This is a genomic window from Alkalibaculum sporogenes (assembly GCF_009362815.1).
In the GTDB taxonomy this organism is placed as follows: domain Bacteria; phylum Bacillota; class Clostridia; order Eubacteriales; family Alkalibacteraceae; genus Alkalibaculum_A; species Alkalibaculum_A sporogenes.
On sequence record NZ_WHNX01000003.1, the window covers coordinates 25,270 to 49,977 of the forward strand.

The window sequence follows — 24,708 nt, forward strand, 5'->3', positions numbered from 1 at the left end:
CGTACGACTACTCAAATTTATGATATAATATGCGCATCAGCAGATTGGCTCGCAGAATTCAGTCGTTTTCCGTGCTTGCACGAGAAAAAGAAATGACTTCTATGAGCAAGTGCCAACGACCTCTGCAGCGATAGCTGCAGAGGTGAAATCTGCGCAGATTGGCTCGCAGAATTCAGTCGTTTTCCGTGCTTGCACGAGAAAAAGAAATGACTTCTATGAGCAAGTGCCAACGACCGATGCAGCGATAGCTGCAGAGGTGAAATCTGCGCAGATTGGCTCGCAGAATTCAAGTCGTTTTCCGTGCTTGCACGAGAAAAACAAATGACTTCTATGAACGAGTGCTAACGACCGAAACCCCAAAGGGGTTGAGGGTAATCTGCGTAGGATAAAGTAGGTAATAGATATTAGCACTACAATTTATGATATAATTTTATAAACTAAGGGAAGAAATAATAATGAGGTGTACAATGACGAATAAAAAAATGATAATTATTGATGGTAATAGCCTTGTATATAGAACTTTTTATGGGATTCGTCCTATGACTAGCAAAAAAGGCATACCTACTAATGCAATATATGGTTTTGCAAATATACTGTTGAATTTGCTAGAAAAACATAAGCCTGATTATATTGGAGTTGCTTTTGATGAGAAAAAACCAACATTTCGTCATGATCAATATGAAGCTTATAAAGCAGGAAGATTAAAAATGCCTGAGGAATTGCAGATTCAATTACCTTTGATTTATAAAATGTTAGATTTGTTAGATATAAGAAGAATAGCCATAGAAGGATTTGAGGCTGATGATTTAATTGGAACCATAGCAAAGTGTTATTCGGCTGAAGGAATTGATGTCCATATAGTAACTGGTGATCGTGATGCATTTCAATTAGTCGATGAAAACATCTTGGTTCTATTTACTAAGAAAGGTATATCTGATGTAGATACAATGGATGAAACGGAAATAAAAAATATATACGGTATAAAACCTAAGGATTTAATAGAAGTAAAAGCTCTAATGGGAGATAAATCTGATAATATACCTGGTGTTGCTGGTGTAGGTGAAAAAACTGCTTTAAAATTAATACAAGAGTATAAGAGTATTGAAGGTGTCTACGAAAATATTGAAAGTCAAAAGGGTAAATTAAAAGAAAAGTTGATAAATGATCGTGAAAATGCGTTTATGAGTAGACAGTTGGCAACAATCATTACAAACGTACCAGTAGATTTTAAATTAGAAGAGTTTATTACTGCTAATCACAAAAATAAAGAAGCAGCTCAATTTTTTAATGAATTGGATATACTATCTATATCTAATAGACTTGGATCTTTTGAAGAGATAATTGAAGAGAAAAAATTGGAGAGTACTAAAAAAGTTATTGACGTAATTAATACTCAAATGTTGAATGATATCTTGAAAAAGGCAAGTTATGAGGGCGAAATATACATGACTTGGGCTATTTCAAATCCTATTTATAATGTAAGGGAGTTACAAGGGCTAGCTATAGGAGTTCAAGACGAGATATATTATTTTACTGACCAGTTACGTATAGAAGAATTTACAGCTTTTATAAAAGAGTTAGTTGAGGATGATAAGATAAAGAAAATAGGACACAATTTTAAAGATTTCTTAGTATATTGTATGCATTGCAATATAGATATGAAAAATATTAATTTTGATAGCTATATTGCAGCTTATTTGATAGAGCCATCTGATAGTAGGTATGATTTTGATGATCTAGCTCTTAAGTATCTAAATAGATCTATGAAGAGTAAAGAAGATCTATTAGGTAAAGGAAAAAACCAAATCTCATTTTTAGAGGTAGGAGTCCAAGACAAAAGAGAAAATCTTATTGAAAAATTAGAAGCTTTACTATTACTACATCAGGTATTATTTGAAAAGGTAACTGAATTAGGAATGCAAGACTTATTAGTTAATATTGAATTGCCGTTAATTGAAGTCTTAGCATCATTTGAATACCAAGGCTTTAAAATAAATGTCGAAGAGTTAAATAGATTGGATAAACAGTTTGATGAGGAACTTATCAAACTGACAAAAGAAATATATAATTTTGCTGGTAAAGAATTTAACATAAATTCTCCAAAACAATTAGGTGAAATTCTTTTTGAGGAATTAAAATTACCTGTAATAAAAAAGACAAAGACAGGTAATTCGACTAATGCTGAAGTATTAGAAAAATTAAGACAATATCATCCAATTATTGAAAAGTTACTTGAGTATAGAACTATAGCAAAGTTGAGCTCGACATATATCAAAGGATTTAAAGGTATTATCGAAGGTGAAAAAAATAAGATATATTCATTTTTTAATCAAACAGTTACTACAACTGGAAGAATTAGTAGTTCAGAGCCTAATTTGCAAAACATACCGATAAAACTTGAAATGGGTAGAAAAATAAGAGGTATTTTTATTCCGTCAAATGAAGAAAATGTGTTAGTAGATGCAGATTACTCTCAGATTGAGCTAAGAGTGCTAGCTCATATTTCTGGAGATGAAACATTGATTAATTCTTTTGTGAAGGGTGAAGATATACACACACGGACAGCTTCAGAAATCTTTAATACTCCGCTTGGTGAAGTTACAAATCTTCAGAGAGGCCATGCAAAGGCTATTAACTTTGGATTAATATACGGAAAACAGGCTTTTGGTCTTGCACAAGACTTAAAAATTTCTCGAAAAGAAGCGCAAGAATATATTGATATGTATTTTGGAAGGTATCCAAAAGTAGAAAAGTATATGGTAGATATAGTAAACAATGCTAAGGAAAAGGGCTACGTTACATCTATTTTTGGTAGGAGAAGATATATTCCAGAGATTAATTCTAGAAATAAAGTAATAGTTAAAGCTGGAGAGAGACTTGCATTAAATACACCTATTCAAGGAAGTGCCGCTGATATAATTAAGATTGCTATGATTAGAGTATATGATGAACTTAAAGTAAGAGGATTAGAATCAAAATTAATTTTACAAGTTCATGATGAATTAATTGTTGACACTAATCCTAATGAGATAGACGAAGTCAGTAGTATCGTCAAATTTGAAATGGAAAGTGCGACACAATTGTCTGTACCCTTAACTGTAGATATTAATGTAGGAAAAAATTGGTATGAGACAAAATAAGGAGAATATATGAAAGTTATTCAAATTGGACCAAATGAAGCAGAACAAAGACTTGATCGTTTTCTTTTGAAATTTATGAATACAGCTTCAAAAGGATTTATAGAAAAAATGATTCGCAAAAAAAGAATTAAAGTTAATAGGGAAAGAGCACAATCGGGATACACTCTTAAAGTTGGAGACGAGATTCAACTATATTTAGCAGAGGAAACAATGGAGAAGTTTACTCAGAAAAAGTCCACTACTCTTTCATTAAAAGATGTTAATATTTTATACGAAGACGAGCAGCTACTCGTTTTAAATAAAAGCAAAAATATGTTAACACATGGAGAAGGAAGTTCTCTTTTAAATCGAGCAATAACATATTTAATTAGAAGTGGTTCATTTGACCCTAAAAATGAAATATCATTTACTCCGGCATGCTGTAATAGATTAGATAGAAATACTTCTGGTATTGTAATGATTGGTAAGAATTTTGCTGGTTTAAAGGGAATCAATGATAAAATTAAAGACAATCGTGTAAGAAAATACTATGTTACATTAGTAAAAGGATGTATCACTGAGTCTCAAACTTTAGTAGGATTTTGGATTAAAAACGGTGAACAAGTTAGTATAACTGAAGAGAACCCAAAAGGTGAGGCGAAGCCAGTAATTACAAAAATCCATCCTATAGATAATAATGGAAAGTTTACACTTTTATATATAGAACTAGTGACAGGTCGAACACATCAAATAAGAGCTCATTTAAAATCCATAGGTCATCCATTAGTTGGAGACCCTAAATACGGAGATGAAAGGGTTAATAAGCTATTTAAGAAAGATTACTCATTATCAAATCAATTTCTCCATGCCCATAAAATTATAATAGAAGAGTACACGGAAGATGGCAGTGAACTAATAATAACTGCACCAATAACTAAGAGTCTGAAATTAATCTTAAATAATCTCAAATTAGATGATAACTTGGATAAGGTGAGTATATTGGAAAACCCCAAGGCTAGTGACTAATAGCGAATGTTTAGCATAGTAGTGCGTTATATGGTCTTAAGAAATGGAGTGATAAGGATTGGCATATTGGAATAGTAGAGGGCTAAGGGGTAGTACATTAGAGGAATTTGTAAATATCACTAATGAAGAGTATATAAAAAAGAATTTAGCTGTAATACAAAAAATACCAACGTCAATTAAGACTATCGAATTAGATCAACAAAAAGGAATTATAACAAAGGCATATTTCGAGCAAAAGAGTACAGTAGACTATATGGGGAATGTACAGGGAATACCTGTGTGTTTTGATGTTAAAGAAACATCAAAACTGAGCTTGCCTATTTCAAATATTCATGAACATCAGATGAGTTTTATGGAAAATTTTGAAAAGCAAAATGGAATCTCTTTTATCATAGTTTACTATTCATGTAAAGAGAAGTATTACTTTATTCCTTTTAAAATATTAAAAAATTACTGGGATCAAGCTAAAATCGGAGGAAGAAAATCTATACCTTGTAAAGAATGTATAGAAAAATATGAAATTAGAAAGCAGGGAATGTTTTTAGTTCATTATCTTGAAAGCTTAAGTACATACTTAGAAGAAATCAATAATATCACAGTAGAGTAGAAAATACTTTTAATCAGCGAATTTTCAGTTGTTAATACACCTATGAGAGTTAGAGAGGAATAAATGATATGAAAGAAATAACAATATACACAGATGGTGGATGTAGAGGTAATGATTCTCAAAAGGATAATATTGGAGGACTAGGTGTTGTTCTCTTATATCCAGAGAAAGGTATTATAAAAGAATATAAAGAAGGTTTCTATAATACAACCAATAATAAAATGGAGCTATTAGCAGTAATAAAAGCATTAGAGATGTTAAAAGAAAGATGTAAAGTTACTGTTTATAGTGATTCTGCTTATGTTGTTAATGCTTTTAAACAAGGGTGGATAGAAGGGTGGAAGTCGAAGGGGTGGACTAGAGGTAAAAGTGGAGAATTAAAAAATAAAGAATTGTGGATAAAACTAGATCAATTATCTAAAGAGCATGAACTATGTTTAGAAAAAGTTAAAGGTCATTCAAATGATAAATATAATAATAGAGCAGATGAATTAGTTAATCAAGCAATGGATTTATTAAGCAACAAGTAATATCAATATTTGAGTAGTGACTATTTTAAAGAAGGAGGAATTATGGAAAAGATTACAGTTATAATTAATGGTAAAGCAATCATTGTGAATAAAGGTATTATCATTAAAGAGTTAATAGGTGAGATTGAGCATGCAAATCCTGTAATGGGAGCTACTGTAAATAATGTTGTTAGAGATCTAAATTGTAAAATATTTAAAGATTGTACAATAGAGTTTATCGACTTAAGTTCTGCAATGGGAATTACAATTTATGAAAAAAGCTTATTATTTGTGTTAATTAAGGCAGCTAAGAGAGTATTACCTGACGAAGAGTTATCTATTGAGCACTCTTTAGGTGGTGGTATATATTGTGAATTTACTAATCACAAGAAACTTAAAAAATACGAGCTAGATAAAATATATAATAATATTGTGCAGATTATAGAAGAAGACATTCCTTTTAATAAGTTTATTTATAATAAAGAAGAAGCAAATAAAAAATTAGATAGTAACAAAACCCAACTCTTTGATTTCATTGAAGGAAATTCTGTAACATTATATGAACTTGACGGTTTATATGAATATTTTCATGGACATATGCTGCCTAGTACTGCTTACCTAGAAAAATTTGATTTAAGGTTCTATTATCCTGGATTTGTATTACTTTATCCCAGGTCGAGTAGTCCAACACAGATATCAGAATTTACAGATCAAAAGAAGTTATTTCATGTTTTTTCTGACTATGAGAAGTGGTGTAGTCTGTTGGAAATCAAAGATATAGCATCACTAAACAAAAAGATTAGAGATAAGAGCATATTTGATCTAATTAAAGTAGCGGAAGCTAAACATGAAATGGATATAAATAATATAGCTTCAGAGATATCGACAAATCCTGAGAGAGCTAAGCTAATCCTCTTAGCTGGCCCTTCTTCTGCTGGTAAAACTACAACATCTAAAAGATTAAGAACACATTTAATGGTGCACGGATTAATGCCTGTGACTATTGAATTAGATAACTATTTTTTAGATCGAGAAAAAACCCCTAAAAACGATTTAGGCGAGTATGATTTTGAAAGTATTGATGCTCTTGATATGGAACTATTTAATGAAAACTTATTGCAATTAATGGAATATAGAGAAGTTGAAATACCAAAGTTTAATTTCCTAACCGGTAAACGAGAAAAAGGAGTTACACTTAAAATTAATAATAGAAACCCAATTATAATTGAAGGGATACATGGACTTAATGAAAAACTTACGAAATATATTCCTAAAGAAAATAAATATAAAATATATATTAATGCTCTTACCCAATTAAATATAGATTCATACAATAGAATTCCAACAACAGATATTCGATTGATTAGAAGATTAATCAGAGATAATAGAATGAGAGGTCATAATAGCGAGGGAACTCTCAATATGTGGAACTCTGTAAGAGCAGGAGAAGAGAAAAATATTTTTCCTTATAGTGAAGAAGCAGATTACATTTTTAATTCTGCATTATTTTATGAGCTTGCAGTGTTAAAAAAATATGCGCTTCCATTGTTAAAAGATGTGAATGATAATAGCGCTCAGTATCCACAAGCCCAAAGAATTATACGATTCTTAGATTTATTCTTATCAATTGATGATGAAAATACAATTCTGGGGAATTCAATACTTAGAGAATTTATTGGTGGAAGTATTTACGGGTAAATTTTTAAAAGGGCAAAAGCCCTTTTAAATTATTATTTCATGTTCATGTTTTGTACTGAATCTGTTACTGTATTAAAGGCTTTATTGACTGCTTTTTTAACTTTTCTTTTAGTACCATTATTTTGCATTGTTCTCATTACAGCAACTCCAGCGATAGCAGTCAATCCTCCTATCATCATATTTCTTGTATTCATATATTTCACTCCCTTCTGCAAGAATTCTTCTTTTGCTATATCTATTTTTTGCACAATATTGAAATTTACTCAATATTTTTGCTAAAAAAAATAGTAATATTTGATATAATAATATTAAATAAAAGGGGGACTATTTTTGAATAAGAAAGATTTAAGAGGAAAGGTACTCGAATTAAGAAATAGTATTAGTGACGAGGAAATATTGAATAGAAGTACTATTTTAATGAATAAAATAAAAAAAATGGAAGTATTTAATGATAGCAAAACAATTCTTATTTATGTAAGTTTTGATAAGGAAATAGATACACATGATATGATTAAAGACTGTTTAAAAATTGGCAAAAATGTAGTGACACCTATATGTAATACTAAAGATAGAACATTAATTTTAGGTAAGACATCTATGTTTCCAGAAGGATTTCATAAAACAAAATATGGTATTTTAGAACTAGATCCAAAGGAATGTGATCATGTAAATATCAAAGAAATTGACTTGATTATAATGCCTGGTGTAGCGTTTACTAAAAAAGGTGAGCGATTAGGTTATGGCGCAGGTTATTACGATAAGTTGTTAGCACAAAAATCTTTACATACTATAACTGTAGCTCCAGTATTTGAAGAATTTATTTTTGAAGATATTCCCACTGATAAGCATGACATGTTAATTGATTATATAATCAGCGGGTAGACTAGTATTTTCACTTTATTTTTCTATGTTGTATATACAAGACAATACTAATTTGTTATAATTAAATTGTAAAATTACACATTGTTAAAATAATCTTAAACAAACTAGTTTGTACACATATTTAATGTCGTATTATATTCTGAGGAATGGGCATAAAAAATTACTAATTTAATGTGAGGCTCCCATTAGGAGCCTTTTTAACAATATATAGAAAGATGGTTTTATAGTTTTCTATATATCTAGTCTGGTAATATCAGGGGGTAAGACTTCATGGATGATGGAATAATTATAAAAGCAATTTCAGAACTTAATGAAGATAAAGTAATTAAATTAGTTAATATTTATTTGTCTAATGGTATAAATGCTAATGACATTATTAAGGCATTGCAAAACGGGATGGAAAATATCGGATTACTATACGAGAAAAAAGAGTATTTCATTACAGATTTAATGATGGCTGGTATTATATTTAAAGAAGTATTAGAAATAAAAGGTATGAAAGATGCAATAAACAATAATAATCAAAACAAGTATATAGGACGCTTAGTTATCGGAACTGTTAAGGGAGACTTACATGATATTGGTAAAGATATTTTCATAGGATTTGCTAAAGCTTCTGGGTTTGAGATTTTTGACTTAGGGGTAGATGTTTCACCAGAGGTATTTTGTTTGAAAGTAGAAGAACTGAAACCTGATATTTTAGCATTATGCGGTGTATTAACTTTAGCTATGGATTATATGAAACAAACGATTGATGCTTTGATATCCAATGATTTGCGAGAAAATTTAAAAATTATTGTAGGTGGTAATATGATAGATAAAAATTCACATAAGTATATAGATGCAGATGCTTATACTAATAATGCTAATTACGGTATACAAATTTGTAAAGACTGGGTGATTAATCCTAGAAGAAAAGGGAGAAATAAATGGGAGAACCAATTTATATAACAATTGTAGAAGATATAAAACAACAAATAAATTATGGTACTCTTAAACCTGGCGATATGATAAGCTCAGAAAATTTACTTTGTGATATGTATAAAGTATCTAGAATGACTGTTCGAAAAAGTTTAACGGTATTAGCTACTGAAGGATATATTTATTCAGTTCCAGGAAAAGGTAATTTTGTTAAGGAGCCAAACCAAGATAAATATATATTATATTTTAATGAAATGGATTCTATAGAAGGTAGTATAGAAGAAACTCAGTTGCTAGATGTTAATATTATTAAGCCTAATCTTGAAACTATTTTTAATTTACAGATTCCAAAGAGTAAGAGGGTAGTAGTCGTTAGACGATTAATGTATATAGATGAAGTTCCAGTAGCTTATGATATAAAGTATATACCATACTATAGAGGTATGCCAATTGTGGAGAAAGAAATTCACTATGCAACTTTTCCAGAAATAGTAGCTAAGAAAAAATCTCTATTTGCGATCAAGAAAGAGTTAACAATAAAAGTTCAAAAATCAAATGAAGACATTACTAATAATCTTAAGTTAAATAATAATGATTGGGTTATGACTATAGAACAAAAATTGCTGGACGAATTAAATCAACCGATTGGTTGGGGAGTAACCTATTTTTTAGGTGAGTACTTTCAATTGCAGGCAGTTTCATCTTTTATAGACAAATCTAATAATATATATTAGTATATATTGTGATTAAGTAGTATAGAGGAGGACTCTAGATGAATAATCTACTGATAGCATGCGAAACTTTAAGAGATGAAATTGTAAGCACTATTGAGAAATTTAATTTTATAGAAAATATAATTTGGATGAATGCAAGCCTTCACAATAATCCGGACTTACTTAGGAGTGAGTTGCAAAATGTTATAGATAGCAATTCTCAATATGATCATATATTATTGAGTTATGGGACTTGTGGAAATGCAATTATAGGAATAAGAGCGACACATTCAAAACTTGTTATACCTGTTTTTGCCGATTGTATCGGTATGCTTCTGTGTAAACATAAAAGTATTAATGATATTAGAAAAGATACATACTTTCTAACAAAAGGGTGGATAAATGGCGAAAAGAGTATTATTGTAGAATACAATCATTGCTTAGATAAATACGGTGAAAAAAGAGCAAAAAGAATATTCACTGCAATGCTAAAGCATTATAAAAATTTAATGTTAATAGATACTAAATCTTACATACTAGATGAATATCAAAAAATATCACAAGATATAGCACAAAAAATAGATCTCAATTTAGTAGTAGAATCAGGCAGTTTACATATTATAGAAAAATTACTTAAAGGCGAGTGGGATAAGGATTTCTGCATTATTGAATGTGGTGAAGAAGCTTTATTAGAACATTTTAAAGATGCTTTTAATGAGCAACAGTATCCTCATTACAACTCTACGTATTGAATTATAGTCTCAGTTGAAGATGTATAATACTAACCGCACTTAACCTAAAGAGTTATCTTGAAAATAGAGACTAGTTTTAGAATTAGTTTCTTTAGTGAGATACTCTTTTTTCTGTAAAACAAAGTGTTCCTTAGCCTATAATGCAGGAGAAATAAGTAAAACATACTATACCTTGGTAATTATGTATAACAATAATGAATTGACGATGAAAATGCATAAGGTTATAATTAGTGAAGATACTTTGATTATCAAAATAATTATATGGTGGTTAGTATGAAAGAAATACATGATGTATTAAATAATGCGTTAGTTTTAATTTTTAATTTAGTACTAAAATCTGAGGAAAAATTCATACGAAACCTTGGAGTAAATTTGTCTATTGCTGAGATTCATACTATTGATGCTATAGCAAAAGTAGAAAAAAAGACTATGAGTGAAGTTGCGTCTAATTTGAGTATTACCCTTGGAACTTTGACGGCGTCAATTAATAATTTAGAAAAAAAAGGCTATGTAGAAAGAAATAGAAGTCAAGTAGATAGGCGAGTAGTACTGGTAAATATAACACAAAGAGGCGAAGATGTAGTAGAACAGCATCGTGCCTTTCATAAAGAGATGATTAAAGATATTGTTGCGAATTTGAATACACGTGAAGAATTAGCTCTAGTAAAAGCGCTAGATAATTTAATTGATTACTTTATGAGCAAAAAATAATTAGAAGGTAGGAAAAATTATGGGAATAAGAATTGTAACTGATAGTGCCAGTGATTTAAATATTGATATAGAGAAGAAATATAATATTGAGATAGTTCCTTTAACAGTGAATTTCGATAGTCAATCTTATAAAGATAGAGTAGAGATAACATCAGAAGAATTTTTTAATAAATTAGACGAAAGTAAAGTTATACCGAGTACCTCGCAAGTAAATCCTAAAGAATTTGAAGATGTTTTTAAAAGTATAATAGATGAAGGAGACGAGATTTTAGGTATTTTCTTATCTTCTCACCTTAGTGGGACATATAATGCTGCATTAATTGCGAAAGATATGCTGAAAAGTAATCAAATAACTATTATAGACTCTCAAATGGTTAGCTTATCAGAAGGGTTACTGGTGTATAAAGCTGCAGTAATGGCATCACAGGGAAAGAGTGTTAATGATATAGTAGAGTACATTAATCAGGTCAAAGAAAGTTTAAAAACAATAATTGTAGTAGATACTTTAGATTACTTGCGAAAAGGTGGTAGACTTACAGCCAGTCAAGCTTTTATTGGTGGAATATTAAACTTGAAACCTATACTGACCATGTCACAAGGAAAGTTAGTTCCCCTCAATAAAGTAAGAGGAAGAAAGAAAACTCTGCAATGGATCAATAATTGGTTAAAAGAAAATAACGTAGATCTAACTGATAAAACTATATATATAGTACATGCTAGAGATGAAAAATACTTGGAAGAATTAGAAACTATGTTAATTGAAGAGTTTGGGGTTAAAGATATAATAAAATCTGAGGTTGGTGCAATAGTAGGAACCCATAGTGGTCCCGGTGCAATTGGTATGTGTTTTATCCCGCATTAACAGGCACTAGACTCCTAAAGAAAAAGCCTTACACTATATTTAGAAAACACTTGTTTGTACAATTTAGATAATAATTTGGAGATGATTTTGTGAAGAGTATTGGCATCATTGCTAATCCTAATTCTGGAAAAGATGTTAGAAGATTATATTCGTATGCCTTGACTATAGGTAATAATGAAAAAGCCAATCTTATAGAGAGAATAATTTTAGGGGCACAAGATTTAGGAGTAGAAGAAGTATTCATTATGCCTGATCATTATAATATGGGTAATAGCATTAGAGCTACACTAAATGACAATGGAGATTTGAAAGCAACAATTAATGTACTAGATTTTAGACCATCTGGAAATGGGGAAGATACGATATTAGCAGCAAAAATATTTGAAGAAATAGGAGTGGATTGTATTATCGTTCTCGGTGGAGATGGAACTAGTAGACTTGTGGGATCAACTAAGCCAAGTGCACCCATTATTGCAGTATCTACTGGTACGAATAATGTGTATCCAAGTTTTTATGAAGGTACTATTGTTGGAATGGCTGCTGCTGTAGTTTGTGCTTATGGATTGAAAGATGAATATATTAGAAGAGATAAAATTATAGAAGTATATAAAAATGGTGAAGTAGTAGATTATGCCTTGATAGATGCTGCAATAACAAATCAATTATTTATTGGTAATAGAGCAATTGAAAAAATAGACGATATTGATGAATTGATAGTATCAAGATCTCATCCTGCGTCTATAGGGTTTTCATCTACAATTGGAGTACAGGCCATATCAACTATCAGTGATGATTTTGGTTACAGAGCAAAATTCAAACAAGGAAATGTTCTAACACTTGCTCCATTCACACCTGGTAAAATGACTCGTGTTAAAATGGAAGAACCAGTGAAAATGCCTCTAAATCAAATGTATGTATGCAAACCGCAAATGCAAGGATCTATAGCATTAGATGGAGAGAGAGCATTAAAATTTAATCGTAATGAAGTAGTAGGCTTAGTAATTAGAAGAAAAGGTCCTTTAAGTGTAAATGTGGAAGCTGCATTAGAGTACGGTGTCGGGAAACAACTGTTTAGATATAATGGTTAAGCTAGTTTTTAGTTATTAAATAGGTGCTCATAGTCTTGTATAAAAAGTAATTGTACTAAGTAATATCAGTTGTTATTTAAAAGTTTGACAGTATTATTTGTTTGCTATATAATGATATGAAAATAAATTTTTCGCTAGGGGAGCCTATGGCTGAGATATAACCCTTTGGACCTGATCTGGATAATACCAGCGTGGGGAAGCGTTCTTAGCTTAGTCATCCTCCAGCGATAATTATGGGAGGTTTTTTTTATGTTACAAGAATTTTTTGAATCACTACAAGGTCAGATATTATTGATATTATTGATAGCTGGTACATTAGCTTTAATCTTCTTTTTAAGTAAAAAAGATAAAAAATATAATGTGAAAGCGCTTACCTATTCATCTATAGCAGTAGCTTTGGGTTTTGTATTAAATCAAGTTACTTTGTTTAGAATGCCACAAGGTGGGTCGATTACGCCATTTAGCATGTTGTTTATTGTTATTATCGGGTACTTTTTTGGTGCGAGACAAGGGATTTTAGCAGGGGTAGCTTTTGGTTTATTAGACTTATTAGTAAATCCATACATAGTACATCCAATGCAATTGTTTTTAGATTATCCATTGGCATTTGGAGCTTTAGGTATTAGTGGATTATTTAGGAGTAAACATATTGTTTTTGGATATCTTGTAGGAGTTTTTGGTAGATTAGTCTGCCATGTTATTTCTGGGGTAATATTTTTTGCTGCATATACACCAGCTGGTACAAGTGTATTTATGTACTCTTTAGGATATAATGGGTCATTTCTTGGAATAGAAGCACTATTAACTTGTATCTTATTATTTTTACCTCCTATTAAAAGCGGATTAGAGAGAGTAAAGAACGCAATTTAGCAAAAATCAGTTGCCTTATTCGCTATTATGACTTATTAATCAAATAACACAGGTATTTAAATAAGGTTTTGCAAATTTTGCAAAACCTTATTACATTTCTCATGCTTGTTTTTTGTATGTAATATGCACAAGAAATTTAATAATTAATAGTGAAATCTCCTAAGCCCATCTTTACGTTAATATTATATTTAGAATCTGCTTCTTCATAGTTTTTAGATGTGTAGGTGCTGCCTTCTTTAATTAAATTCAGATTAGAAATATTAGTAGAATTCAACGCTCCTTCAAATTTTATTTTCAAACCGGTTTCAGCGGGGAAGTTTAAAATTATCTGTGAAGCTCCTGTATTAATGTTGATATTAGAATCTTTTGATTTCATACCATAATCTACTTCAATTCTACCTGCGCCCATATCTAAATTGAATTCTTCTACATTAATATTTTGAAGGTCTAATGATCCATCTACAGCACCACAGGATATATTAAAATCCCAAGGAATACTTTCATTGATATCTAAGTCTAAATAGTTATTAGTACTATTATTAAATTTAAATACATCGTTTGTATTTTGAATATATAAAGTTTGGCTTTCTATAGCTACATCTGTATCATACTGTAAATCATTTGAATTTGAAAGAGAGTGAGCAAAGTCAGAAGTTCCAGAGGTAATATCAAACTTCATGGCACCTAGCTGTAATTGTAAATCACCCTTTTTTATATTATCTTCTATAGGAGTTACATAAACTTGATTTTCACTCATATAATTGTTTGTATTAGACCTAAAAAAGCTATTGTTTTGAGTAAAGATACTATAAGAGATAAGAATAATTAAAAATAAAATCCAAACAAATTTTTCTATAACTTTATTTTTAATTAATAGATTTATACCTATAACGACTAACACTAGAGGCCATAGATCTGAGATACCTCCAATTAGGTAACTTAATTGAAAATCAATTAAATTAAAGTTATTTAGAAACCAGATAGATCCTAAAGCAATTAGTATAAAACCTAACACAAAATTTTTATTCTTCATCTTTTCTTTCCTTTCCTTTTATAATTAGCAGTACACCTAAGATAACTAGAAAACTTGGCCATACATACCTTGAATCAAAAAATATGGTGAAGTTTCTTAGTAGTAGAAATACACCACTGAGAATTAGTATAATAGCAATCACATGATTATGCTGATGTTTTATATCCATCTTAGATTCGCTACTTTGTTTATTATGAATTTCTTCTTCATTTTCGTCACTATAGGGTAAAATAAATGCGATAATTATATACAGTATTATTCCAGTTCCATATACAAGAGAAGCAATCGCCCACAATACCCTTACTATAGACGAATCCACATCTAAATATTCGCCTACCCCTCCGCAAACTCCTAAAATCATTTTATCATTTTTTGATTTAGTTAATTTACCGTTCATAATACATACCACCTTTCTACAATTATACTATACCCAATTATTATTAAAATGACATTAAATCAAGATTAATATTGTTAATAATTGTGATTAGAAGATATTTTGATTTCAATACAACTGATAATAGAGTAAAATATTACTATATTCTAAAAGGAGGAATGGTTCAATGCATGAATTAGACCAATTAGTAGTATTTAGAAATATAAGAGAAAATGAAATTCTGATAAGTTTTAGGAACTTTATTGCTGAAAATGACAGAAATTATAAAATAGAACAACTATTTAAACTACAATATCTTATTTTAAATCATGAGTGTCTGAAAGTCTTTAGTTGGAAAGAAATAATATTGAAAATTATTTTAACGGATGAAAATATTTTTAGTTTAAAATGTGAAAATGGTGACAGTATAGATTCTACGTTGATAACTCTAACTACTGGAGATGTAAAGATCTTACGAGATGTATATAATTATGATTGGATTAATCAGTTAGAGGAATTAAGTATAAAACGAAGTACTTTATTTACTTTGAATGATTGCAGAAATAGTGAGTACTTAGAGTTACATAATTTGTTTGCCAATGAAAACCTTGGAGAAACTTTTATAGTAAAGGAATTAATTAAGTATTTAAATACTTATGGTACTGGTATGTACTCAAAAAACTACGTCTTTAAGTGGAATGATACTAAAAAACTCACACCAATACACAAATTTGACCAGGTTTCTTTTAGCGACTTAATTGGGTATGAACGACAGATAAACTGCTTAAAAGAAAATACAAATGCGTTTATTAATAAAGGTAAAGCTAATAATGTGTTGTTGTATGGGCAAAGAGGTACAGGGAAATCATCATCTCTAAAGGCATTAGCAAGTGAGTATAGTTCTGTTGGATTACGAATAATCGAGTTAAGAAAAAAAGACATAGAGCAAATTACTCTTATAACTGATATTATTAGAGAAAGAAATTATAAATTTATTATTTTTATTGATGATTTATCATTTGAAGAGTTTGAGACAGATTATAAAAACTTTAAAGCTATTATAGAGGGAAGTTTTGAAAAGAAACCTGATAATGTGTTGATTTATGTTACGTCAAATAGAAGACATTTAATAAGAGAAAGTTTTAAAGATCGTGAAGAAGATGTTCACAGCAATGAAACTTTGCAAGAAAAGCTTTCATTGTTTGATAGATTTGGAATAACGATACTTTATGACCAACCTAAAGATGAGTTGTATAATGAAATGGTTATTACTTTAGCAGAAAGAAATGGGATAACTCTTCCTAAACATGAATTACTACGTTTAGCTAATGAATGGAAAATATCAAAATCGTCTAAGTCAGGGAGAACTGCACAACAACTTATAGATACACTCATATAATGCAAAAAAAATAGGATGGATAGATAAAAAAAGTATTATAATTCAAGAGAAACTTCATTTGTTTAAGAAGCTTCTCTTGTAATTTAATGCTTACTTAATTTATTTCTCTTCGTCTTTTACATCTTTCACTATTTCTGAAAAGGAAGTAACTAGACCTGCTAAGTTTTGAATCTCTGATGGAATAATAATTTTAGTAGCTTTGCCATCTGCAACTACTTGAAGTGCCTCTAAACTTTTTAATGCAATGACCTCAGTAGTAGGATAGGATTCTTTTAGCATTTTCAAACCTTCAGCAGTAGCTTTTTGAACCATTAGAATCGACTCCGATTCACCTTCAGCAGCTTTGATTTTTGCTTGTTTATTAGCTTCTGCTATAAGTATTTGTGATTCTTTTTGACCTTCAGCTATAAGAATTGAAGATCTTTTTTCGCCTTCAGCTCTAAGGATTGATTCTCTTCTTTGTCTTTCTGCACGCATTTGTTTTTCCATGGCTTGTTGTATATCTTCAGGAGGCAGAATGTTTTTGACTTCTACACGATTTACCTTTATACCCCAAGGATCTGTTGCCTCATCTAGTATGCTTCTCATTTTTGTATTGATTAAATCCCTAGATGTGAGAGTTTCGTCTAATTCAAGTTCTCCGATAATGTTTCTAAGAGTAGTTGCAGTTAAATTCTCAATTGCAGACATAGGGTTTTCCATACCATATGCGTAAAGTTTAGGATCAGTTATCTGGAAAAAGACTACAGTATCAATTTGCATAGTGATATTATCTTTAGTGATAACTCCTTGTGGATCAAAGTCTATAACTCTCTCTTTTAAAGATACTCTCTTTGCTACTCTGTCAATCAGTGGTATTTTTACATGTAGGCCAACTCCCCAAGTCTGCATGTATGCACCTAATCTTTCAATAACATAAGAATTTGCTTGTGGTACTACTCTGATGTTTGGAACTACCAGAGCTGCTATTAAGATTATTAAGATTATAAAATATATCATAATTTATTCCTCCTCTATATTTTTTACTATTAATTTTACACCTTCTATATTAGTTATCTCAACTCTTGTATCCTTGATAATACTGTTTTTATTTTCAGAAACTCCAGTCCATATTTGGCCATTTACTTTTACTTGACCATACTTAAAGGGCTCTATATCTTCAGTAACGATTCCTATTGAACCAATAATGCTATCTAAGTTAGTTTTAGATTTTCCTACTTTTAAGTAATCTTTCACTATAGGTCTTGTAAAGGCAAGCAATAGTAAAGATGTTATTAAAAACAATGCAAATTGGACAGGAAATGGAAAATGTAGCAGTGCTGCAAGAAGTGCGACTAAAGACCCAATCGCGAACCAAATAGTAGCCAATCCCAATGTTAGGATTTCAACTATAGTAAAAATAATAACTGCAATAATCCAACCTTCAATAAATATTTCTGCATACATGATTTATACTCCTTTCTATATAATTAATTATAACATATATTTATCAAAGCAACTAGCTATTATGCCTAAACATAGTAAAAATTTCCTTTATAAAAGTTTCACTTTAACTAGGGATATGAACAATCACTATATAATACTTGACATAGATAAGAAAAGCTAGATAGAATAAAAATATCTTATAAAATGGGAGGGGTATTTATGGATTATGAAATAGTGCATACGTGTATACGTGTGTTAAATTTAGAGAAGTCAATGGAATTTTACGAAAAAGCATTGGGATTTAAAGTAGTTAAAAGAAAAGATTTTAAAGATGAGAAGTTTACATTAGTATTTATGTCAGATGGAAAGTCGGCTCACGAATTGGAGTTAACTTACAATTACGATAGAGAAGAACCATATGATATTGGGAATGGATATAGTCATCTTGCATTAGTGGTGGATGACCTTAAAAAATCTCACGAAGAACATAGTAAAGGTGAATATAAAGTAACAAAGTTAAACGGTCTACCAGGTGCACCAGTTAGATTTTATTTTATTTTTGATCCAGATGGATATTCAATAGAAATAATTCAAAAATAACATGTGGAACAACTTAGAATTAAATATAAAAAATAAGTGTTTCGCGAAAACTAATATTCAGTAGGGGATGAAGAAAACCTCTACTGAATAAAGTTTGAATTTATGTTAAGTTTGATAAAATAGGGTCATATTTATCTATATTACAAAACCCTTCTTTAAAATGATTACAGATTAAACATGTTACAATATCATCACCTTTTGATGATTTTATTAATGATAATCTAGAATCAAACTGAGAACAATTTTGAGCTACTGCTTGAAAATTTGTTTTACCTGTCAAAATATCATCTCCTTTATTGTGTTATCTTTTATTATTCAACATATAAGAAAAAATTATACTATATCAATTTTTAATACAAATAAGTTTTTATTTCTATTATTGTTTGATATAATTTAATTTAGTATTTAAAATTAAATAGTATATGATGAAAATAGTAGGAAGGAGTTGATATATCTTGAAAAAAATTATTAAATCTAAAAAACTCGATAATGTTTGCTATGATATTCGTGGACCTGTCATGGAAGAAAGTTCTAAAATGGAAGTAAATGGTGATAATATTATTAAACTAAATATAGGGAATCCAGCTCCATTTGATCTTTTTGCTCCTGATGAAATAATTCACGATGTTCGAATTAATCTTAGAAATTCTGAAGGGTACTGTGAATCTAAAGGAATATTCCCTGCGCGAAAAGCAATTATGCAATATTATCAAGACAAAGGAGTAATGGATATTACACTTGATGATATTTACATAGGTAACGGTGTAAGTGAACTTATTACAATGTCTATGCAAGCCTTATTAGACGATGGTGATGAAATTTTAGTGCCTGCTCCGGATTATCCACTATGGACGGCTTCAGTCAATCTTTCGGGTGGAAAAGCTGTGCACTATATATGTGATGAAGATTCGGATTGGTATCCAGATATTGAGGATATAAAATCAAAAATTACAGGTAATACTAAAGGAATAGTAATTATTAACCCCAATAACCCAACAGGTGCAGTATACCCAAAAGAAATTTTAGTAGATATTGTGAAGATTGCTCATGAAAATGGGATAATAGTTTTTGCTGATGAAATTTACGATAAGATATTATATGATGAAATAACACATGTACCACTATCTAGTTTAGTTCACGATGTTTTATGTGTATCGTATAATGGACTTTCGAAATCTCATAGAATAGCAGGATTTAGAGTAGGGTGGATGGTGTTAAGCGGTAATAAAGCTAGTGCTAGAGACTATATTGAAGGCATAGAGATACTATCAACTATGAGATTATGTGCGAATGTACCAGCTCAACATGCTATACAGACCGCATTAGGAGGATATCAGAGTATAAATGATTTAATTAAACCTGGTGGGAGATTATATCAGCAAAGAGAGTATGTATATGATAGGATAAATAAGATCCCAGGTTTGAGTTGTACGCGACCTAAAGGAGCATTCTATATTTTCCCAAAAATAGATATAACAAAATATAATATCAAGGATGATACGCAATTTGCCCTAGATTTTCTTAAGAGTAAAAAAGTACTAATTGTTCAGGGGACTGGATTTAATTGGAAAGATCCAGATCATTTTAGAGTAGTATTTTTACCTTCCATAGATGATCTTAAAACCTCGCTAGATAGACTAGAAAGTTTTTTAGAAACTTACTTGCAAAAATAATAATATTTTAGATGGGCCATTTTAAATGACCATCTTTTTTTTGTATACTTATGAGATTCAGTATTTTATAAAGATTACTTCTAAGCTAACAACAGTACACCCTGTAGAAGATATAGGTATAGAAAACAAAAGTAAATAATTATTTGACCTTTTTAAAATTAGGAGTATAATAGGGATAGATTTAGAGTGAATCTTTCCTAAAAACTACCATGTTAAGGATGTGGCTATATGAATGAGTTAGAGTTTGTTTTTAATAAAATTATTGAAATAGATAATAAAGCAATAGAGGTTAAGGAAAAAACAAATCAGCTAATAAAGGATAAAGAATCATCACTGACTAATGATATGAAAGAGCTTGAGGATAAGCTTAGCACAGAATTAAGCGTCGAATTAAAGATGATGAATGAGAAGATTATTAGTGACGCCAATGAAAATGCTAAAAAGATAATGGATGAATCAAAACAGTTTTGTGAAAACTTAATAAAAAAATACGAACTTATTAAAGGTGAACTAATAGATAAAATAGTCAACGAGATCATAGAATCTTGATAAGGTAGATGAATATGATAAATAATATGAAATTTAGCACAGTAAATACCAAGATAAGTGCAATGAAATCAAATATGTTAAGTGAGAAAGATTTTATTACACTGATGAAACTTGAAAATGTTAAAGAGGTTTTTAATTATCTAAACGATAATACTGCATTCAATAAAGTGCTATGGAATCTCAAGGGTAGAAAAATACATAGAAATGAAGTAGAGAGAGCTTTATATAAATATAGAGTAATAGTAATAGAAAAGATAATGTTCTATTTGAGAGATGAGTATAAAAACTTTATAAAAAGCTATATGCTTCGATATGAAATTGAAGATTTAAAATTAGTTTTAGAAGTTGTATTAGGTAGAACAAAACCTGATAATTTTCAGGATTATCTTTTTTCTTCAAAATATTCAAAAATAAATTTTACAGAATTATTAGAGCAAGATAGCATTAATAAGGTTTTAGAAAAGCTCAAGGGAACGGATTACTATCGACTTATTTTGCCATATAGTAAACAGATTGACGATAAATTTAGTTTTTACATTGAAATGATTCTTGATAAGTATTATTATCATCAATTAGTTGCAACAGCTTTAAAATTACCTTACCAAGAGGATAAAGAATCAACAGAAATCTTAAGAAAGAATATAGATCTGCTAAATTTAGAATGGATTTATAGAGCTACTAAATACTACGATATGTCTAAGGAAGAAATTTTAAATTTTGTATTAGATTATGGATATAAATATGATTACCACAAATTAAAGGATTTTATATATGCTTTTGATTTAAAAAAACTAAAAAGCTATCTTGAACAAACAGAATATGCTTTTTTATTTAATCATAATTACGACGATATAGATATGTATATGGAAAGAAGGATTGATAGATATACTTTTTACAAGGCTTTGCATCTATACAGATTTTCTACTCTGAGTTTTGGAAAAGTAATAGCGTATATACAATTAATTGAATTCGAAGTGAAAGATATTATATCGATCATAGAGAGTAAAAGATATCAAATGAGTGCTGGAGAAATAACTAAGTATTTAATTAGAACAATTGAGGTGGTGGAGTAGTGGCGGTAGAAAAACTCATCATGATGAATATTGTGGGCAAAAACCACTATGTTGAAAAAGTTATAAAAGATATACTGTTATTTGAAAATGTTCAGATAGCAGATGCGTATAACGAGATAGAGAATTTTAGATTTAGTATGGATGTGACTGATAATAACCTTGATGAAATATTGGGGTTTGCGGAAGTTCAATCAGGATTAAAAAATGCAAGTAATGAGGACTTTGTAAGCAAATCAAATTTATTACAAGAAGTGTTTGGCGATCATTACACAGTGGATAAGAAAATCCTCGAAGGAGAGATTGATCTTAAATCAACTATAAGATCAGTTAATAAAATCTACGATGAAATACATACGAAGTACAAAATACTAAAGATGTTTAATGATGATATAAATCAAATTCAAAAAAGCATTAAGGTATATAACTTTCTATCTTCAGCAAATATAGAGATGGATAAAATTAATAACATGGAAAATTTTCATTATACAATAGGTACATTAAGCAAGGAAAACGTAGAACGATTAAAAAATAATTACAGTAATATTACGGCTATTGTAGTACATGTAGGGGCATATGATGAAAATGAAGTATATGTTGTAATATCTCCATACGATTTAGAAACTGAGACAAATAGAATACTTAAGTCTTTAAACTTCAATAAACTTGAGGGTGTAAAATCAGAATATACAAAAAAACCTTCGCAGATTGTAACATGGCTACAAAAGAAGAAAAATCATTTCCAAGAAAAAGTTGAACTTCTAGAAAAAGAAATAGATATAATCAAAGAGAGATATAAAGAAGAAAGTAATTATGATTACAATGTACTTCATCTATATGAAAAGATACATGAGGTTATGAAAGATATAGCTTTTAGTAAGGAACATTTCTACTTCTCTGGCTGGATTCCAGTAAGATTAAAGAAAGAAATTCTTGCAATTCTTTCAAAGTACGAGGATATGATTATTATGTTTAATGATAATCATCAAAATCCGAATGTTAGAATACCTACAAAGCTAAAAAACAATTGGTTATTTAAGCCATTTGAAACATTCATAAAGATGTATGGGGTTCCATTGTATGAAGAGGTTGATCCGACTCCATTTTTAAGCATATCATATTTATTTCTTTTTGGTTTTATGTTTGGGGATTTAGGTCAAGGGTTTGTATTGTTCCTCTTAGGTAACCTAGCGCGTTTTAAAGGATTTCAGTTGGGAAGCATAATATCAAGGCTTGGTATTAGTTCTATGTTTTTTGGCTTGTTATATGGAAGTTTTTTTGGCTTCGAAACAATTATTAAAACTTGGTGGCTTAAGCCATTTAGTAATGTGAATACAATTTTAATTGCAGCCATAGTGATTGGAGTTACTCTCATATTAATAGGATATATTTATGGCATAGTTAATCAATATAAATCTAAAGATTACTACAATTCTGTTTTGAGTAGAAATGGAGTAACTGGTTTAGTATTGTATTTTTGTATTATATTAGTAGTATTAGCTTTATTTACTGGGAATAGATTGATATCTATACCTATACTAAGTAGTATTATATTAGCAGCTATTGTAATATTATTATTTAAAGAACCTATTATTGCAAAATTGTCAAAAGCAAATCACAATAGTTCTCATAAACTAGATTCTAGCTTCTTTGTTGAAAGCTTTTTTGAGGTCTTTGAAATACTTATGAGCATTGTAAGTAATACTCTTTCTTTTATAAGAATAGGGGCTTTTGCGTTAAATCATGTAGGATTATTTATAGCATTTGAATCATTAGCTCATATGGTAAATAGTGGTATTGGAAGCACAATTGTGTATATTTTAGGGAATATATTTATAATTGGTCTTGAAGGTTTAATAGTTGGAATACAAGTACTTAGACTAGAGTATTATGAATTGTTTAGCAAGTATTTTCAAGGTGGTGGGATAGAATTTAAGCCAGCAAAATTATAAAATTAAGCAGCTTAAAATATTTCAAATCAATAAACAAAATAGTCCATGAGTCAAAGCTTGACTTCATAGTACTGCAGATGGAATAAATAGAAATTTAACTACTAGATAAATTAAGGAGAGAAAATTAGGATGATAAATTTTATTATGTATAGTACGGTTTTTATTATTTTTTCAACAATATCAGCAGGTGTGTATTTTTTAAAGAAGGGATATAAGGAAAACTCAAAGATAAAACATTTTTTACAGTTTAATCTATCTTTCTTTATTCCACTTATGATGGGTTTAGTTATTTTGATGATGCCAGAAATTGCAAGGGCAGCTAATACTGAGAGTACTAATGCTGGTATGGGTTATATAGGTGCAGCTTTATCAACAGGTTTGGCATGTCTAGGGTGTGGAGTTGCAGTAGGTAATGTAGGGTCTGCAGCATTAGGAGCAGTATCAGAGGATGAAAAAATGCTTGGCAAGACGTTGATATTTGTTGGACTTGCTGAAGGTATTGCTATTTATGGCTTAGTTATCTCTATAATGATACTTGGTTCTCTGTAGGTGTTTATATGAAGTCATATCTTTTAAGTGGAAATAGAGATACATATATAGGAATGAAACTGGCTGGAGTCGATGGTGTTTATTTACAAGAAGGTGACGATATAGAACAAGCATTCAAAGAAGCTTTATCAGGTGGATATGGAATTATTTTAATGACTGAAAAAATATACCACTCGATTAAAGAAGAAGTAATCCACACTAAAACTACAACTAAAATACCGTTAATAACTGTGATTCCTGACCGACATGGTTATAACAACGATAAAGAAAGAATTATGAGTTACATTAAAGAGTCTATTGGACTATGATTGATTGGAAGTGAGTTAG

The 24,708-nt window shown here is 29.8% G+C and carries 27 protein-coding genes and 1 riboswitch; of the genes, 21 read left to right on the forward strand and 6 right to left on the reverse strand.

The features are described from left to right. The first annotated feature begins 467 nt into the window (after positions 1-467). The 5 genes from polA (at position 468) to GC105_RS02160 (ending at position 6,959) form a co-directional block, all read left to right on the forward strand. Positions 468-3,140 (forward strand): DNA polymerase I, encoded by a 2,673-nt coding sequence (gene polA / locus GC105_RS02140; protein WP_152801232.1) that lies wholly within the window; start codon positions 468-470, stop codon positions 3,138-3,140. 9 nt (positions 3,141-3,149) lie between these two features. Continuing rightward, positions 3,150-4,145, forward strand: a complete 996-nt coding sequence (locus GC105_RS02145; protein WP_152801234.1) for an RluA family pseudouridine synthase — start codon at positions 3,150-3,152, stop codon at positions 4,143-4,145. Between the two features lie 58 nt (positions 4,146-4,203). Then, complete coding sequence (locus GC105_RS02150) at positions 4,204-4,752, forward strand: Holliday junction resolvase RecU (protein ID WP_152801236.1); 549 nt, start codon at positions 4,204-4,206, stop codon at positions 4,750-4,752. 68 nt (positions 4,753-4,820) lie between these two features. Further along, positions 4,821-5,282 carry a ribonuclease HI gene (gene rnhA / locus GC105_RS02155; RefSeq protein ID WP_152801238.1) on the forward strand — a complete coding sequence of 154 codons (462 nt, stop codon included), beginning with the start codon at positions 4,821-4,823 and terminating at the stop codon, positions 5,280-5,282. 42 nt (positions 5,283-5,324) lie between these two features. Beyond that, positions 5,325-6,959 carry a nucleoside kinase gene (locus GC105_RS02160; RefSeq protein WP_152801240.1) on the forward strand — a complete coding sequence of 545 codons (1,635 nt, stop codon included), beginning with the start codon at positions 5,325-5,327 and terminating at the stop codon, positions 6,957-6,959. A 32-nt stretch (positions 6,960-6,991) separates the two neighbouring features. On the opposite strand, the gene GC105_RS16750 is transcribed toward GC105_RS02160, so the two are convergent. Beyond that, positions 6,992-7,153 (reverse strand): hypothetical protein, encoded by a 162-nt coding sequence (locus GC105_RS16750; protein WP_193708239.1) that lies wholly within the window; start codon positions 7,151-7,153, stop codon positions 6,992-6,994. A gap of 136 nt (positions 7,154-7,289) precedes the next feature. Between GC105_RS16750 and GC105_RS02165 the strand changes: the two genes are divergently transcribed. From GC105_RS02165 to thiT, 8 genes are all read left to right on the forward strand, one after another. Continuing rightward, positions 7,290-7,841 carry a 5-formyltetrahydrofolate cyclo-ligase gene (locus GC105_RS02165; protein ID WP_152801243.1) on the forward strand — a complete coding sequence of 184 codons (552 nt, stop codon included), beginning with the start codon at positions 7,290-7,292 and terminating at the stop codon, positions 7,839-7,841. A gap of 270 nt (positions 7,842-8,111) precedes the next feature. Beyond that, positions 8,112-8,792: a cobalamin B12-binding domain-containing protein gene (locus GC105_RS02170; protein WP_152801245.1), complete on the forward strand. Its 681-nt coding sequence runs from the start codon at positions 8,112-8,114 to the stop codon at positions 8,790-8,792. After that, a complete protein-coding gene (locus GC105_RS02175) occupies positions 8,771-9,496 on the forward strand; it encodes a GntR family transcriptional regulator (RefSeq protein ID WP_152801247.1) in 726 nt (241 codons plus the stop codon). The genes GC105_RS02170 and GC105_RS02175 overlap by 22 nt, the downstream gene beginning before the upstream one ends. A 38-nt stretch (positions 9,497-9,534) precedes the next feature. Continuing rightward, positions 9,535-10,227: a DUF1638 domain-containing protein gene (locus GC105_RS02180; RefSeq protein ID WP_152801249.1), complete on the forward strand. Its 693-nt coding sequence runs from the start codon at positions 9,535-9,537 to the stop codon at positions 10,225-10,227. 273 nt (positions 10,228-10,500) lie between these two features. After that, complete coding sequence (locus tag GC105_RS02185) at positions 10,501-10,938, forward strand: MarR family winged helix-turn-helix transcriptional regulator (protein ID WP_152801251.1); 438 nt, start codon at positions 10,501-10,503, stop codon at positions 10,936-10,938. Between the two features lie 19 nt (positions 10,939-10,957). Next, positions 10,958-11,800: a DegV family protein gene (locus GC105_RS02190; protein ID WP_152801253.1), complete on the forward strand. Its 843-nt coding sequence runs from the start codon at positions 10,958-10,960 to the stop codon at positions 11,798-11,800. Between the two features lie 89 nt (positions 11,801-11,889). Then, positions 11,890-12,888 (forward strand): NAD(+)/NADH kinase, encoded by a 999-nt coding sequence (locus GC105_RS02195; protein ID WP_152801255.1) that lies wholly within the window; start codon positions 11,890-11,892, stop codon positions 12,886-12,888. A gap of 126 nt (positions 12,889-13,014) precedes the next feature. After that, positions 13,015-13,103, forward strand: a riboswitch (TPP riboswitch). 34 nt (positions 13,104-13,137) lie between these two features. After that, the gene (gene thiT, locus GC105_RS02200) at positions 13,138-13,758 is read left to right on the forward strand and encodes an energy-coupled thiamine transporter ThiT (protein ID WP_152801257.1); all 621 of its coding nucleotides are present in this window, start codon (positions 13,138-13,140) and stop codon (positions 13,756-13,758) included. Between the two features lie 136 nt (positions 13,759-13,894). On the opposite strand, the gene GC105_RS02205 is transcribed toward thiT, so the two are convergent. Together GC105_RS02205 and GC105_RS02210 are read right to left on the reverse strand one after the other, a co-directional pair. Continuing rightward, positions 13,895-14,791, reverse strand: coding sequence for a LiaI-LiaF-like domain-containing protein (locus GC105_RS02205; RefSeq protein WP_152801259.1), 897 nt, complete (start codon positions 14,789-14,791; stop codon positions 13,895-13,897). Continuing rightward, entirely contained in the window at positions 14,781-15,188 is a 408-nt protein-coding gene (locus GC105_RS02210; RefSeq protein WP_152801260.1) for a PspC domain-containing protein, read from the reverse strand. The genes GC105_RS02205 and GC105_RS02210 overlap by 11 nt, the downstream gene beginning before the upstream one ends. 163 nt (positions 15,189-15,351) lie before the next feature. Here GC105_RS02210 and GC105_RS02215 point away from each other — a divergent pair, with 163 nt between their 5' ends. Continuing rightward, positions 15,352-16,563 (forward strand): ATP-binding protein, encoded by a 1,212-nt coding sequence (locus GC105_RS02215; protein WP_152801262.1) that lies wholly within the window; start codon positions 15,352-15,354, stop codon positions 16,561-16,563. A gap of 99 nt (positions 16,564-16,662) precedes the next feature. Here GC105_RS02215 and GC105_RS02220 read toward each other — a convergent pair whose 3' ends face one another. Beyond that, a complete protein-coding gene (locus GC105_RS02220; protein ID WP_152801264.1) occupies positions 16,663-17,562 on the reverse strand; it encodes an SPFH domain-containing protein in 900 nt (299 codons plus the stop codon). Positions 17,563-17,565: 3 nt separating this feature from the next. Further along, positions 17,566-18,009 carry an NfeD family protein gene (locus tag GC105_RS02225; RefSeq protein WP_152801266.1) on the reverse strand — a complete coding sequence of 148 codons (444 nt, stop codon included), beginning with the start codon at positions 18,007-18,009 and terminating at the stop codon, positions 17,566-17,568. Between the two features lie 198 nt (positions 18,010-18,207). On the opposite strand from GC105_RS02225, the gene gloA reads away from it, so the two are divergent. Next, entirely contained in the window at positions 18,208-18,588 is a 381-nt protein-coding gene (gloA, locus tag GC105_RS02230; RefSeq protein WP_152801268.1) for a lactoylglutathione lyase, read from the forward strand. Between the two features lie 100 nt (positions 18,589-18,688). On the opposite strand, the gene GC105_RS02235 is transcribed toward gloA, so the two are convergent. After that, positions 18,689-18,868 carry a hypothetical protein gene (locus GC105_RS02235; RefSeq protein ID WP_152801270.1) on the reverse strand — a complete coding sequence of 60 codons (180 nt, stop codon included), beginning with the start codon at positions 18,866-18,868 and terminating at the stop codon, positions 18,689-18,691. A gap of 175 nt (positions 18,869-19,043) precedes the next feature. Here GC105_RS02235 and GC105_RS02240 point away from each other — a divergent pair, with 175 nt between their 5' ends. The 6 genes from GC105_RS02240 (at position 19,044) to GC105_RS02265 (ending at position 24,689) form a co-directional block, all read left to right on the forward strand. Beyond that, positions 19,044-20,261 (forward strand): pyridoxal phosphate-dependent aminotransferase, encoded by a 1,218-nt coding sequence (locus GC105_RS02240; RefSeq protein ID WP_193708240.1) that lies wholly within the window; start codon positions 19,044-19,046, stop codon positions 20,259-20,261. Between the two features lie 228 nt (positions 20,262-20,489). Then, a complete protein-coding gene (locus GC105_RS02245; RefSeq protein ID WP_152801272.1) occupies positions 20,490-20,810 on the forward strand; it encodes a hypothetical protein in 321 nt (106 codons plus the stop codon). 8 nt (positions 20,811-20,818) lie between these two features. Beyond that, positions 20,819-21,883, forward strand: a complete 1,065-nt coding sequence (locus tag GC105_RS02250) for a V-type ATPase subunit (protein WP_152801274.1) — start codon at positions 20,819-20,821, stop codon at positions 21,881-21,883. Further along, positions 21,883-23,832 (forward strand): V-type ATPase 116kDa subunit family protein, encoded by a 1,950-nt coding sequence (locus GC105_RS02255; RefSeq protein WP_152801276.1) that lies wholly within the window; start codon positions 21,883-21,885, stop codon positions 23,830-23,832. Before GC105_RS02250 ends, GC105_RS02255 begins: the two co-directional genes overlap by 1 nt. A gap of 129 nt (positions 23,833-23,961) precedes the next feature. Next, complete coding sequence (locus tag GC105_RS02260) at positions 23,962-24,381, forward strand: ATP synthase subunit C (RefSeq protein ID WP_152801278.1); 420 nt, start codon at positions 23,962-23,964, stop codon at positions 24,379-24,381. 8 nt (positions 24,382-24,389) lie between these two features. Next, entirely contained in the window at positions 24,390-24,689 is a 300-nt protein-coding gene (locus tag GC105_RS02265; RefSeq protein ID WP_152801280.1) for a V-type ATP synthase subunit F, read from the forward strand. The last annotated feature ends 19 nt before the right edge of the window (positions 24,690-24,708 follow it).